The 12,652-nt window shown below is 74.4% G+C and carries 14 protein-coding genes; 3 read left to right on the top strand and 11 right to left on the bottom strand.

The genetic code is table 11. The features are described 5' to 3' along the window. Positions 1–48 precede the first annotated feature (48 nt). Positions 49–792, top strand: coding sequence for an FkbM family methyltransferase (locus tag ABEB12_RS10985; RefSeq protein ID WP_185062017.1), 744 nt, complete (start codon positions 49–51; stop codon positions 790–792). On the opposite strand, the gene ABEB12_RS10980 is transcribed toward ABEB12_RS10985, so the two are convergent. The 6 genes from ABEB12_RS10980 to ABEB12_RS10955 are packed head-to-tail and all read right to left on the bottom strand — an operon-like array spanning position 768 to position 5,606. Next, positions 768–1,394, bottom strand: coding sequence for a histidine phosphatase family protein (locus ABEB12_RS10980; protein ID WP_185062018.1), 627 nt, complete (start codon positions 1,392–1,394; stop codon positions 768–770). The genes ABEB12_RS10985 and ABEB12_RS10980 overlap by 25 nt on opposite strands. A gap of 9 nt (positions 1,395–1,403) precedes the next feature. Beyond that, a complete protein-coding gene (locus ABEB12_RS10975) occupies positions 1,404–2,333 on the bottom strand; it encodes a lysylphosphatidylglycerol synthase domain-containing protein (protein WP_185062019.1) in 930 nt (309 codons plus the stop codon). After that, a complete protein-coding gene (locus tag ABEB12_RS10970; RefSeq protein ID WP_345702740.1) occupies positions 2,330–3,145 on the bottom strand; it encodes a class I SAM-dependent methyltransferase in 816 nt (271 codons plus the stop codon). Before ABEB12_RS10970 ends, ABEB12_RS10975 begins: the two co-directional genes overlap by 4 nt. Positions 3,146–3,147: 2 nt before the next feature. Next, the gene (locus ABEB12_RS10965; RefSeq protein WP_345702739.1) at positions 3,148–4,227 is read right to left on the bottom strand and encodes a glycosyltransferase family 4 protein; all 1,080 of its coding nucleotides are present in this window, start codon (positions 4,225–4,227) and stop codon (positions 3,148–3,150) included. Further along, positions 4,224–4,622 carry a 6-carboxytetrahydropterin synthase gene (locus ABEB12_RS10960; protein WP_185062021.1) on the bottom strand — a complete coding sequence of 133 codons (399 nt, stop codon included), beginning with the start codon at positions 4,620–4,622 and terminating at the stop codon, positions 4,224–4,226. The genes ABEB12_RS10965 and ABEB12_RS10960 overlap by 4 nt, the downstream gene beginning before the upstream one ends. Positions 4,623–4,625: 3 nt before the next feature. Then, positions 4,626–5,606, bottom strand: coding sequence for an MDR/zinc-dependent alcohol dehydrogenase-like family protein (locus ABEB12_RS10955; protein ID WP_185062022.1), 981 nt, complete (start codon positions 5,604–5,606; stop codon positions 4,626–4,628). A 79-nt stretch (positions 5,607–5,685) separates the two neighbouring features. Between ABEB12_RS10955 and ABEB12_RS10950 the strand changes: the two genes are divergently transcribed. Further along, positions 5,686–6,414 (top strand): CDP-alcohol phosphatidyltransferase family protein, encoded by a 729-nt coding sequence (locus ABEB12_RS10950; RefSeq protein ID WP_345702779.1) that lies wholly within the window; start codon positions 5,686–5,688, stop codon positions 6,412–6,414. Next, positions 6,411–8,012, top strand: a complete 1,602-nt coding sequence (locus ABEB12_RS10945) for an alkaline phosphatase family protein (protein ID WP_345702738.1) — start codon at positions 6,411–6,413, stop codon at positions 8,010–8,012. Before ABEB12_RS10950 ends, ABEB12_RS10945 begins: the two co-directional genes overlap by 4 nt. A 99-nt stretch (positions 8,013–8,111) precedes the next feature. On the opposite strand, the gene ABEB12_RS10940 is transcribed toward ABEB12_RS10945, so the two are convergent. From ABEB12_RS10940 to ABEB12_RS10920, 5 genes are all read right to left on the bottom strand, one after another. Then, on the bottom strand, positions 8,112–8,414 hold the full coding sequence (locus ABEB12_RS10940; RefSeq protein WP_185062023.1) for a hypothetical protein: 303 nt from the start codon (positions 8,412–8,414) through the stop codon (positions 8,112–8,114). Between the two features lie 43 nt (positions 8,415–8,457). Further along, entirely contained in the window at positions 8,458–9,381 is a 924-nt protein-coding gene (locus tag ABEB12_RS10935) for an ATP-binding cassette domain-containing protein (protein WP_185062024.1), read from the bottom strand. Positions 9,382–9,499: 118 nt separating this feature from the next. Next, positions 9,500–10,615 (bottom strand): acyl-CoA dehydrogenase family protein, encoded by a 1,116-nt coding sequence (locus tag ABEB12_RS10930; RefSeq protein ID WP_185062025.1) that lies wholly within the window; start codon positions 10,613–10,615, stop codon positions 9,500–9,502. 10 nt (positions 10,616–10,625) lie between these two features. After that, complete coding sequence (locus ABEB12_RS10925) at positions 10,626–11,840, bottom strand: acyl-CoA dehydrogenase family protein (protein WP_185062026.1); 1,215 nt, start codon at positions 11,838–11,840, stop codon at positions 10,626–10,628. Beyond that, positions 11,841–12,652, bottom strand: an 812-nt coding sequence (locus ABEB12_RS10920) for a hotdog family protein (RefSeq protein WP_459115361.1), incomplete at its 5' end; no start/stop codon positions are given.

Genomic DNA, 12,652 nt, shown 5'->3' with positions numbered 1-12,652 from the left:
CGTCGGAGGTAGTGCGCCGGTCGCCCGGCCGCGCGGTACGGTCGGCGGATGTTCGGTCGTGCCTGGGGGATCGGGCGGTCCCTGGCCATGTACCACGGCATTCCGGGCCGGTACCGGCGGATGGCCCGCTTCTACCGCCAGTTCCTCGGGCCCGGGGACCTGGCCTTCGACATCGGCGCCCACGTGGGCAGCCGGGTGCGCGCCTGGCGGCGGCTGGGCGCGCGGGTGGTCGCGGTGGAACCGCAGCCCGACTGCCTGCGCGTGCTGCGCCTGTTCTTCGGCCGCGACCCGGAGGTCACCATCGAGCCGGTGGCGGTCGGCGCGGTGGCCGGCCAGGCCCGGCTCGGCGTATCCACCACCACCCCGACGGTCTCCTCGATGTCACCGGGGTGGATCGACTCGGTGTCCGGGGACAGCGGCTTCTCCCGCGTGCGATGGGACCGCTCGGTCGAGGTCCGGGTGGTGACCCTGGACGACCTCATCCGGGCGCACGGCGAGCCGGCCTTCTGCAAGATCGACGTCGAAGGGTTCGAGACCGACGTGCTCGCCGGGCTCAGCCGGCCCCTGCGCGGGCTGTCCTTCGAGTACCTGCCGCCGGCGCACGACGCGGCGCTCGCCGCACTTGGCCTGGTCGAGAAGCTCGGGCCGTACGAGTTCAACTACTCGCCGATCGAGACCATGCGGCTGGCCGGCGACCGCTGGCTGGACGCGGCGGAGCTGGCCCGGTTGCTGGACCGGTTCCGCCCGCTGGGCCGCTCCGGGGACGTCTACGCCCGCCGGCCCACCAGCTGATTCGCCTCCCCCGCCGAGCAGGCGCCGTTGAACGCGAGCAGCAGCGGGACCCGGCCGCTGGTGTCGATGCGGCACACGGCCGCGTCGATCAGGAACATCCGCCAGCCCACCTCGTGGTCCACGCCCAACGCCCAGGTGACCGCCGCCTTGATCGGCGACACGTGGCTGACCACCACCACGTCCCGGCGCGCGGCATCCTCGGCCAGCTCCTCGCAGGCCTCGTGCACCCGGGCGCACACCTCGGTGAGCGACTCGCCGCCGGCCGGCACGAAGTCCGGATCCTCCCGCCAGGTCAGCCACTCCCCGTCGTCCAGCGCCGATGCCGGCCGGCCGTCCAGTGCACCGTAGTCCATCTCGATCCAGCGCTCGTCCAGCTCCACCTGGTCGACGTCGACGACGCCGGGCCGGGCGCCGGCCAGCACCGCGGCGGTGTGCCGGGCGCGGGTCAGGGGGCTGGAGACGATCCGGTCGGGTTTCGGCAACGAGGCGGCTAGGGCACACGCCTGGTGGTACCCGGTCTGGTTCAGCGGCGGGTCGGCCCGTCCCAGCAGCAGCCCCCGGGCGTTGGCATCGGTCTGGCCATGCCGCACGAGGATCAGCATTCTTTCACTCTAGTGGGTGTCGCCAGCGGGAGGCACCGGCTGAACGGGCGCCGGTAGCAGCAGCATCCCCAGCCCGGGCAGGCAGGCGATCAGGCTGAGCGTGCCGTAGACCACGGCTACTGTCAGCCCCTGTTGCGCCCCCAGGCCCACCGCCCCGAAGGCCGCTGTGGCGACCGCCTCGCGCGGGCCCCAGCCGCCCACGCTCAGCGGCAGGCCCATTGCGAACAGCGCCAGGAGCAGCAACGGGAGCAGCTCGCCGAGCGCGGCCGTCGAGCCCGCCTCCCGGGCGGCGATCACGAACAGCGCGAGGTACCCGGCCAGGGTGGCCGCCGAGAGCAGCACCACCCACGGCCAGGTGCCCAGGGAGCACAGCCCGGTGCGGGCGTCCTCGAGCGCCGTCCGCAGCGCGCGGCGCAGCCGCCCGGACCGCGGCAGCACGACCGCAAGCACCACCGCCAGGGCGGCAAGGAGCGCAAACCACGCCGGGGAGAGGTCGAAGGCCACCGGCAGGGGCGGCCGGGCTAGCAGCACGCCGACCCCGACCACCATCAGCACCAGCAGGCCGGCCGACCGCTCGTAGACCACCGCGCGGACACCTCGGCCCAGGTCGCCGGAGCTGCGGCCGTGGCTGACCCCCCGGTGCAGGTCACCGAGCACTCCCGAGGGCAGCACCGAGTTGAGGAACACCGACCGGTAGCAGGCCGCCACCGCCGCCGCGAGCGGCAGCCGCAGCCCCAGTCCCCGCGCCACCAGACACCACCGCCACGCGCTGAGCACGGTGGTCAGCAGGCCGATGGCGAGCGCGGCGAACACCGAGCCGGCGTCGATGGCCCGCACACCGTCGAGCACCGCACCGGTGCCCAACCGGGCCACCAGCGCAACCAGGATGCCGATCCCGACCAGCGCCCGCAGCCAGGGCGCCAGCACCCGCCGCCTCACCCGGCACCGCCCGGCAGCGCGAGCACGTCCAGGTGGCCGACCACGGCCTCCAGGTCAGCGGCGCCCAGCCGGCGGCGCAGGTACCCGTCGGCGTGCCGCCGCAGGTCCGGTCGTTGTTCGCAGGCGGCAGCGAGCCAGCCCCGCAGCCACTCCTCCAGCAGCTCCGCCCGGTCGGCGTCGAGGCGCCACGGGCTGGGCGCGGTTCGCACCTTGGCGCCCAGTCGCGCGAATGCGTCGACGGCGGCCCGGCCGGCGTCCGGCCCGAGCAGCCGGCGGCCGCCGGTCCGCCGCCGCTGGTGGGCGTCGAATGCGGCCGCGAACTCGGCGTCCAGCGGCTCGGCCGGTTCGAGCCGTGCGCCGCCGCTCACGGTCAGGGTGAACAGTGCCGCACAGCCCGCGCCGACGCAGGCGCCGGCCAGCCGGTCCACCTCTTCCCGGGTGAGCAGATCGAGCAGGGCGGACGCGGTCACCAGCGATGTGCCGGCCAGGTCACCGGCGTCCAGACCGGTGGCGTCCCCCAACACGGTTTCGGTGGTCACCGGTTCGCCGTGGGCGGCCGCCGACGGCAGGCCGGCGCTCGCGCGGGCCAGCAATCCGGGGTCGCGGTCGCAGAGCACCCAGTGCTGCGGTCCGGGCAGCCGGCCGGCCAGCCAGCGGCCCATCGAACCGGAGCCGCACCCGAGGTCCCTGATCACCAGGGGCCCGCTCAGCCGGGCGCGCAGGGGCTCGACCAGCTCCGGGGCCCGGGCCGACGCGTCGGCGCCCTCCCGCAGGGTCAGCCACTCCGGCGTGCACACCGGGGACCCGGGCACGCTCAGCCGCGCGTCCCAGGCAGCCGTTCCAGCACCCCGATCAGGCGCCGCAAGGTCACTTCCCACCCGTCCAGCCTGCCGCGCCGCCTCCGGGCCGATGCACGGACCCCCGCACGCTGCGCCGGGCGGGCGAACCAGCTGCGCAGTGCGGCGGCCAGCGCCGATGCGTCGTTCGGCGGCACCAGGATGCCCGGCACCCCGCCTTCCGGGTCGTCGCCGAGGGCCTCCCGCACACCGCCGACGTCCGCCGCGAGCACCGGAATGCCCCGGGCCAGCGCTTCCGTCGCGACCATGCCGTAGGACTCCACGCGCGACGGCAGCACCAACAGGTCGGCCGCGTCGAACGCCTCGGCCATTTGCGCGCCGATCCGGGGCCCGGTGAGGCGCAGCCGGTCGGCCAGCCCGTTGCGCCCGATCGCCGCCCGCACCGAGGCCACGAACTCGGGCCGGCGACCCAGCGGCCCGACCAGGTCACAGTGCCAGGGCTCGCCGGGCATCTCGGCGAGGGCCGACACCAGCAGGTCCTGCCCCTTGGTCGGGGTCACCGAACCCACGCACAGCAGGCGGCTCGCCCCGTCCGCGCCGGCGGCCAGCGGCGCGGGGTCCACGCCGGGCGGAACGACGTGCACCCGCTCCGGGGCGAGCCCGTGACCCGCGAGCAACCGGTCCGCCGACCAGTTGCTGGTGGCCACCACCGCACCGGCCAGGCGCAGGGCCTCCCGCTCGCGCGCGGCCAGCCCGGGCGGCGCCCCCAGCTCGTCGCCGAGCGGCAGGTGCACCAAGACGACCAGCGCCAACCGGCTCGCCGGCGCGGCCAGGACGTCCGGGACCCCGCAGGCCACCAGCCCGTCGATGAGCACGGCCGCCCCGTCCGGCACGGCCGCCAGTGTCCGGGCCAGCAAGTCCCGGTCGGCGGGAGACGGTCGCGGCCACGACCCGGGCACCGCCGACTCGTGCACCCTCCACCCGGATGCGTGCAGGTCCCGGCAGATCCGGCGGTCGTAGGCGTTGCCCCCGCTGGGCAGCGCCGGGTCGTCGATGTCCCCGGGCACGATCACGTGCACCGAAGGGGCAGCGGTCACAGGGTGCGTTCGTAGCTCGCCCACGCTACGTGCGACTCGTGCAGCGCGACCGCGATCCCGGCCAGGCCGTGCGCGCCCTCGCCCAGCGCCCCGGCGGCCACCTTCTCCGCGAGCCGGTCGGCGATGAACTTGGCCAGGAACTCGGTGGACGTGTTCACCCCGGCGAAGGCCGGCTCGTCGTCCAGGTTCCGGTAGTTGAGGCCGGCCAGGACCGCGCCCAGCTCCTCGGTGGCCAGCCCGATGTCCACCACGATGCCGTCGGCGTCCAGCTCGGCCCGCCGGAACGTCGCATCCACGACGTAGGTGGCGCCGTGCAGCCGCTGCGCCGGGCCGAACACCTCGCCGCGGAAACTGTGAGCAATCATGACGTGATCACGAACGGTGATGCTGAACAAGATCTACTCCTCGGGATAGACCACACGCACACACAGGGCCGGCTGTTCACCCGAAGCGAGCCGGGGCAGCAGCCGGGGCAGGTCGTCGAACGGGCACTCGTCGGTGATCAGCGCGTCGAACACCGGGTCGGCGAGCAGCCGCAGGGCCAGGGCCAGCCGGTCGCCATAGGTCCGCCGGGAGCGGCGGGCCGGCGCCACCATCCCGACCTGGCTGGCCCGCACCGACAGCCGGCGCGAGTGGAACGCCTCGCCGAGCGGAATGCGCACCGGCCGGTCCCCGTACCAGCTCAGCTCGATCACCTCGCCCTCGTCGGCGAGCAGCTCCAGGGACCGGGCCAGCCCGGCCTCGGTGGCGCTGGCGTGCACCACCAGGTCACACTCCCCCGCCGCGCCCTCGGGCGGGGCGAAACCCACTCCGAGCGCCTCGGCCACCGCCGCCCGCCCCGGGTCCACGTCGACCAGCTCGACCCGGACCCCGGGGAACCGGCCGAGCACGGCCGCGACGCAGCAGCCGACCATCCCGCCGCCGACCACCGCAATCCGGTCGCCGACCAGCGGGGCCGCGTCCCACAGCGCGTTCACCGCGGTCTCCACGGTGCCGGCCAGCACCGCGCGCGCCGCCGGCACGTCCTCCGGAACCGGGGTGACCGAGGCGGCCGGAACCACGTACCGGGTCTGGTGCGGGTAGAGGCAGAACACCGCGCGGCCGAGCAGCTCGGGCGGACCGTGCTCGACGACGCCGACGTTCAGGTACCCGTACTTGACCGGCGCCGGGAACTCGCCGTCCTGGAAGGGCGCCCGCATCCGGGTGAACTGGCTCTCCGGCACGCCACCCCGGAAGACCAGCGTCTCGGTGCCCCGGCTGACCCCCGAGTAGAGCGTGCGGACCCGCACCTCGTCGCGGCCGGACGCGGGTACCGCCACCCGGCGGATCTCCCCTTGGCCCGGAGCGCGGAGCCAGAAGGCGCTCGCGCTGTGCTCCACCTGGTCCCTCCAACCCGGGCCGAACGGCCGGCTCGTCCTACTCCGTGCGGGGACCGTGCATAGTGGTCCGGTGGCGACCATAGTCCCGCAAGTCCCGCCCCGGGCCGGGCAGCTGGCCGCGGCGGCGGCCGGGCAGTTGGTGCTGCTCGGCGCGCTCTCCGCCGGCGCCGGCCTGGGGCCGGTCGGCTGGGTGGCCGGGGCCGGGTACGCCGCCGCCCTGCTCACCCTGCTCACCGCCGCCGCCCGGCGTGCCTCGGTCACCGCGCTCGGACCGGCCAACCTGGTCACGCTGACCAGGGCCGTGCTGGTCGGCGGGGTCACCGCGCTGGTGGCGGGCGGGCTGCACAGCGGCGACGCGGCCCTCGCGCCGCTGGTGGTGATCACTACCGTTGCACTGGTGTTGGACGCGGTGGACGGCCGGGTGGCCCGGCGCAGCGGCACGGCGTCCGCGCTCGGCGCCCGGTTCGACATGGAGGTGGACGCGTTCCTCCTGCTGGTGCTGAGCGTGTGGGTTGCCCAGCTGCTCGGGCCGTGGGTGCTGGCCATCGGCGCCATGCGCTACGCGTTCGTGGTGGCCGGCTGGTTCACCCCGTGGATGCGGGCCGAGCTGCCGCCCCGGTACTCCGCCAAGGTGGTGGCCGCCCTGCAGGGGGTGGTGCTCACCGTGGCCGCCGGCCAGGTGCTCCCCGTTCCGGCCTCGGTTGCCGTGGTCTCCTCGGCATTGGCGTTGCTGACCTGGTCGTTCGGGCGGGACGTCGCGTGGCTGTGGCGCAACGCCCCGGCCGCCCGCCCACGGGGGGCGACGTGAGGAGGGCGACCACCGTCCTGGCCGGGCTGCTCGTGCTGTTCGCCCTGCTCCTGCCGAGCGAGACCAACGGCCTGGATCCCGCCGCGTTCCTGCGCATCCCGGTCGAGGCGCTGCTCGGGGTCGCGCTCGTGCTGGTGCTACCGGTGCGGGCGGGCCGGGTGGTCGCCGCGCTCGGCGGCCTGCTCCTCGGGCTGCTGACCATCCTGAAGATCGTGGACCTGGGATTCGCCACGGTCCTCTCACGGCCGTTCGACCCGGTGGTGGACTGGAGCCTCATCGGCTCCGGCGTGGAGTTCCTCAGCGCATCGATGGGCCGGACCGGCGCGATCGCCGCCGTCGTCGGCGCGGGGTTGCTGGCCGGCGCCGTGCTCCTGCTCCTGACGCTGGCCGTGCTGCGTCTTTCCCGGGTCGTGGTCCGGCACCGGGCCGCGGCGGCCCGAACGGCGGCGGCGCTCGGCGTGGTCTGGCTGACCTGCGCGGTGCTCGGCGCGCAGCTGGTCCCCGGCCTGCCGGTGGCCGCCGCGAACACCGCCGGCGCCGCCTACACCCACGCCGTCGGGGTGCGGACCTCGCTGCACGACCGCGACGAGTTCGCCCGGCAGCTGGTCGCCGACCCGTACCGGGACATCCCGGCCGACCGCCTGCTCACCGCGCTGCGGGGCAAGGACGTGGTGCTGGCCGTGCTGGAGAGCTACGGGCGTTCGGCCGTGGAGGGGCCGGAGTTCGCCCCGGCGGTCGCTCCCCTGCTGGACGAGGGCACCCGCCGGCTGGACGCGGCCGGGTTCGCCTCCCGCAGCGCGTTCCTCACCTCCTCCACGTCCGGCGGCGGCAGCTGGTTGGCGCACGCGACGCTGCTGTCCGGCCTGTGGATCGACAACCAGCAGCGCTACCGGGACCTGGAGGCGAGCGACCGGGGGACCCTCAGCAGTGCGTTCCGCCGGGCCGGGTGGCGCACTGTCGGGGTCATGCCGGGGGTCACCTCGCCGTGGCCGGAGGCGGGCTTCTACCAGTACAACCGGATCTACGACGCCGGGCAGCTGGGTTACCGGGGCCCCAAGTTCAGCTGGGCCACCATGCCCGACCAGTACACGCTGAACACCTTCCAGCAACTGGAGCGCTCGGCGCCGGGACGCCCGCCGGTCATGGCGGAGATCCCGCTGGTGTCCAGCCACGCGCCGTGGTCGCCGCTGCCCCGGCTGGTGGCCTGGCACGACGTGGGCGACGGCCAGGTGTTCAACTCGATGAACGCTCCGGGCGCCGAACCCAACGCGATCCTGACCAGGGACCCGGCCCGCGTGCGCGCCGACTACCGCGCCTCGATCGAGTACTCGCTCAACAGCCTGATCTCCTACGTGGAGACCTACGGCGACGACCGGCTGGTGCTGGTGTTCCTCGGCGACCACCAGCCGTCCCCGATCGTCACCGGTGAGGGCGCCGGCCGGGACGTGCCGATCACCATCGTCACCCGCGACCGCGCCCTGCTGGACCGGATCTCCGGCTGGCACTGGCAGGCGGGCCTCCGCCCCCACCCGGACGCCCCGGTCTGGCGGATGGACGCCTTCCGCGACCACTTCCTCACCGCCTTCGGCCCACCCTGACCCCACCCGTTCCCCCCACCCGATTCAGTCACTTCAGCACGGTGATTCAGTCACTTCAGCAGGGTGATTCAGTCAGTTCAGCACGGTGGTTCGGTCACTTCAGCACGGTGGTTCAGTCACTTTCTCCGGGTAGTCCCAGTGCAGGGGCGACCCCGGGCGGTACCGCGCGGGGAGCGCCTCGGGCTCGGCCGACGCCGCCTCGGCGACCTGCGCCTCGGTCAGCAGCGTGACCAGCCGGGCCGGGAGCGCGTCGGCCGGGGCGAGGTAACCGGTTTCCACGTAGGCGCGCAGCTCGCGCTCCACCAGTTCCCCGATCGGCCCCGGGTAGGCCCGGCGGGCGTAACGGGCCGCGCGCAGCGTGCGGTGGGTGGCATCGACATCCAGGCGTGCGGAGGTACTCATACCGGCGGAACCCCGGCCGGGGGCGCACGGTTGCGTCAGACGCTCAGCGGACCGCGGTACGCCGGCGGTACGGGGTGTCGTTCCGGCCGGTCGGCCGCAGCATGTCCAGGTAGTAGCCCCCGCCCCAACGTGTCCGGTCCGTGCCCAGCGCGCGCAATCGCTCCACGTCGGACTCGCGCACGCTCAGCCGGGCGCCGAACCGGCGCTCGAAGCTCACGTCGTCCACCACGCCGCGCAGCACGTCGGCGGTCGAACCGGCCGCCCGGACCGCCCCGGCCTCCAGCACCACGACCTGGTCGGCCAGGGCGCGGGCGAACATGATGCTGTGCGTGGTGAGCAGGATCGTGCCGCCGGTCCGCCGCTGCCACGCCCGGATGGCGGTGACCTCGGCATCCACGTGGTTGATGTCCACCGCCCAGCTCGGGTCGTCGACAATGACCAGCGCCGGGTCCCCGACGAACGCCTGGGCCAGGCACAACCGGTGCCGCGTGACGCTGTCCACCTCGGCGGCCGGCCGGTCCGCCACCTCGCTCAGGTGCCAGTCACGGGCATGGGCGGCGGCCCGTTCGGCGGCGTCCGCGCGATCGGGCCGGAGCACTCCGGCGAGGTTCTCCAGCACGGTGCTCGATCGGTCGATGAAGTGGTCGTAGCTGCGGTTGGCGCCGAACAGCAGCCCGAACCCGCGCGCGGCGGCGGCCAGCCGGTCGCCCTCCCACAGCGGTCGCCCGCCGACCCGGATCTCCCCCGTCGTCGGTTTCAGGTCCCCCGCCAGGTGGCGGGCCAGCACCGTCTTGCCGGAGCCGCTCTGTCCCATGACCGCAGTCGTGCGGCCAGCCGGCACCAGCAGGTTGACCCGGTCCAGGACCCGGCGACCGCCGGCCTCGGTGCTCACCGCGTCGAACTCGACCGGCGCCGGGGAGCCGCCGGGCAGCGCGCGGCCCTGACCGCCCGGCCCGCGAGCGCGCATCGCATCCCCTCACACTCGGCCCCGCTGTGTCCCGCAACTACCCAGTTCCGCAACTATGCATCGGAAACGTCGCACCGCGCCACACCGGTGTACTGAGAGCGACGACTCGCGGGGAGGGTTAGAGGCCGATGCGGTCGGTGACCTCGAGGTAGTGGTGGTCGAGCCCGCCGAACAGCTGCTGGCTGGACCAGGCGCGCCGGTAGTAGAGGTGTGTGTCGTGCTCCCAGGTGAACCCGATGCCGCCGTGGACCTGGACGGTCTCCACGGTGACGTCGCGGAACGCCTCGCCGCAGTAGGCGGCGGCCACCCGGGCGGCGACCGGAGCCTCGGCGTCCCCTTCGGCGAGCGCGGCGGCGGCGTAGCGCGCGGTGGACCGGCCGAACTCCACCTGCCGCAGCATGTCCACACACCGGTGCGCGACCGCCTGGAACGACCCGATCACCTGGCCGAACTGCCGGCGGGTCTTGGCGTACTCCACCGCCATGTCCAGGCACGCGGCCATTCCGCCGGCCTGCTCGGCGGCCACCGCCACCAGCAGCTGGTCCAGGGCACCGGCGACCAGCTCCGGGGCCTGGCCCGGGATGCCGACCGGCCGCGCCGGGGTGTCCGCCAGCTCCACGCCGGCGATCGAGCGGGCGAGGTCGAGCGAGGTCATCGGGGTGCGGGTGAGCCCGGGCGCGCCGGCGTGCACGGCGAACAGGGTGGCGTTCCCGTCCTCGTCGCCGGCGGTGACCAGCAGCAGGTCGGCGTCGGCACCGTCCAGCACGAAGCTCTTCGCCCCGGTCAGCCGCCACTCGCCGTCCCGCCGGGTCGCGGTGGTGCGCGGCGCCAGCCAGCCGCCGTCCGCCTCGGCCGCGGCCAGCGTGGCGATGCACTCGCCGGCCGCGATCGGCGGCAGCAGCTCGGCCCGCGCGGACTCGTCGCCGCTGGCCAGCAGCACCGGGACGGCGGCGCCGACGGTGGCCAGGTAAGGCCCCCGATACAGCGCGCGACCCATCTCCTCGAAGACGATGTGCGTCTCCAGCACGGTCTGCCCGAGGCCGTCGTACTTCTCGGGCACGGCCAGCGCGGCCAAGCCCATCTCGGCGGCCAGCTGGCGCCAGAGTGCCCGGTCGAAGCCCTGGCCCTCGGTGCGCAGGGCGTCCAGGGGGGCCTTGTCGGCCAGCAGGCGGCGCACGGTGTCCCGCAGCTGACGCTGCTCGGTCGTGTCGACCAGTGCGGTTTGGCTCACCATGACGATTTCCTCAGTTTGGGCGGGGCAGGCCGAGCACCCGCTGCGCGATCACGTTCTTGAGCACCTCGTCGGTGCCGCCACCCAGCCGGTAGCCGGGGGCGCCGAGGATCACCGAGGTCCAGGCGTAGGTACCCCACTCCCCGGTGTCGGCGGCCGCCTTCGGGCCGAGCACCTCGGCCACGAACCGGCCCAGCCGGGCGATGTTGTCGGACAGCGCGATCTTGTGCAGCGCGGCCTCCGGGCCGGGGCTGTCACCGGCCCGGGCCCGCGCCCCGGCCACCTGCTGCGCATAGCGGGCCACCCGCAGCTGCACCTGCAACTCGCCGAACGCCCGCCGCACCACCGGGTCCTCCGCCGCGCCCGGCGTGTGCCGGACCAGCTCGGCCAGCCGTTCGGTGGACAGGATCCCGGCGCCGCCGAACGAGCTGTGCCCCATCGCGTTGCGCTCGTTGGACAGGGTGGTCAGGGCAACCGGCCAGCCCTCCCCCTCGGCGCCCAGCCGGGCCGAGTCCGGCACCACCACGTCGTCCAGGAACACCTCGTTGAACGCGGCTCCGCCGGTCATCTGGCGCAGCGGCCGCACGGTGACACCCGGCGCGCGCATGTCGACCAGGAACGCGGTGAGGTTGCGGTGGCGTGGCCCGTCGGCCGTCCTGCAGATGATCTCGCCGATGTCCGAGAGGTGAGCGCCGGAGGTCCACACCTTCTGCCCGGAGACCCGCCAGTCCCCGTCCTCCCCGCGCACCGCCCTGGTGCTCAGCGAGGCCAGGTCGGAGCCGGCTCCCGGCTCCGAGAACAGCTGGCAGGAGATCAGCTCGCCGGAGTACAGCTTGGGCAGGTAGTGCCGCTTCTGCTCCTCGGAGCCGTGCCGCAGGATGGTCGGCGCGATCATGCCGAGGCTGATCGTGAGGGAGGAGTCGCCGGGCACCTGGTAGCGGCGCACCACCCGCTCGAAGGCCCACTGGTGGGCGCCGGAGAGGCCGCGCCCGCCGTACTCGGGCGGCCCGGTGATCCAGCCGAGGCCGGCCTCCCAGAGGCCCCGCCGCCAGGCCCGGATGGCCGGCATCGCGTCGGCCTCGGTCTCCGGGTCCGGCTCCTGGAACACCCGGACCTCGTCGTCGCCCTCGCCCCAGACGAACCGCTTGCTCCGCTCGTCCCCGGCCGCCTTCGGATAGTGCGCGGCCAGGTACCGCTCCGCCTCGGCGGCGAGCTCCTCGACCGTCATCTACCGCTCCCTCGCTCGCCGCCCGGCCGGCGACCCGGCCTCGCCCCTGGTGGGCAGGGCGATCACCGCGCTGCCCGGCATAGTCGTCTCGCCCCGCTGGTTCACCGCCCTGGTCTCCACGTCCACGACGTGGTCGCCGTCCTCGTCGACGCGCTTGCCGATGACCTCGCCGCGCAGTTCGACCACGTCGGACAGGTAGACGAACTTGCGGTACTCCGCCCGGCACTCCTTGATCCAGGCGTGGTCACCGGCCCAGTGGGTGAGCTGGTGGATCTGCCAGCACTGCCGCTGGAAACCGACGTCGTACTGGAACGCCACGCCCATCGCCTGGGCGGCCTGGTAGTTGTAGTGCACCGAGTAGATCGGCTCCTGGGCACCGGTGATCGGGTCCCGGAACGCCCACGCCGGGTGGGCCCGGTAGTCGTGCAGCGAGGCCGCGTGCGCCTTCAGCCGGGGAATCGGCGTGCCGCCGCCGGCGACGAAGGCGATCTCGTCGGTCAGCCCGATCGGGCCCTTGGTGACCACGTCCAGCTCCTCGCCCTCCCGCACGTCCTCCCAGTACCGGGGTTCCGCGCCCCGGGGGCGCTCGGCCAGGATCCGGGCCTCGATCTCGGCCACCTCGGCGGGATCCCAGCGGTGCGGCAGCTCCGGGCCCGGCTGCGCCCCGTTGTCGGCGCCGCGCCGGGCCAGCCGCCGGCCGCGCTCGTAGTTGATCACGTTCCACCGGATGGTGGCGATCCGCTCACCGCGCTGGTTGTGGTAGCTGTTGAGGAACCTGTCGGTGACCGAACGACCGGCGAACTTGCTCGGCG

Origin of the sequence: Actinospineispora eucalypti (assembly GCF_039543365.1) — a bacterium.
GTDB classification, from domain to species: Bacteria; Actinomycetota; Actinomycetes; order Mycobacteriales; family Pseudonocardiaceae; genus Pseudonocardia; species Pseudonocardia eucalypti.
Note: the sequence above shows the minus strand (reverse complement) of the source record. Positions and strands in the feature narration are given on the sequence as shown.

Coding starts and splice junctions, on each gene's coding strand:
- ABEB12_RS10930 (WP_185062025.1), bottom strand. CDS start 10,615: ATGGTGAGCCAAACCGCACTGGTCGACACGACCGAGCAGCGTCAGCTG.
- ABEB12_RS10935 (WP_185062024.1), bottom strand. CDS start 9,381: ATGCGCGCTCGCGGGCCGGGCGGTCAGGGCCGCGCGCTGCCCGGCGGC.
- ABEB12_RS10925 (WP_185062026.1), bottom strand. CDS start 11,840: ATGACGGTCGAGGAGCTCGCCGCCGAGGCGGAGCGGTACCTGGCCGCG.
- ABEB12_RS10980 (WP_185062018.1), bottom strand. CDS start 1,394: ATGCTGATCCTCGTGCGGCATGGCCAGACCGATGCCAACGCCCGGGGG.
- ABEB12_RS10940 (WP_185062023.1), bottom strand. CDS start 8,414: ATGAGTACCTCCGCACGCCTGGATGTCGATGCCACCCACCGCACGCTG.
- ABEB12_RS10985 (WP_185062017.1), top strand. CDS start 49: ATGTTCGGTCGTGCCTGGGGGATCGGGCGGTCCCTGGCCATGTACCAC.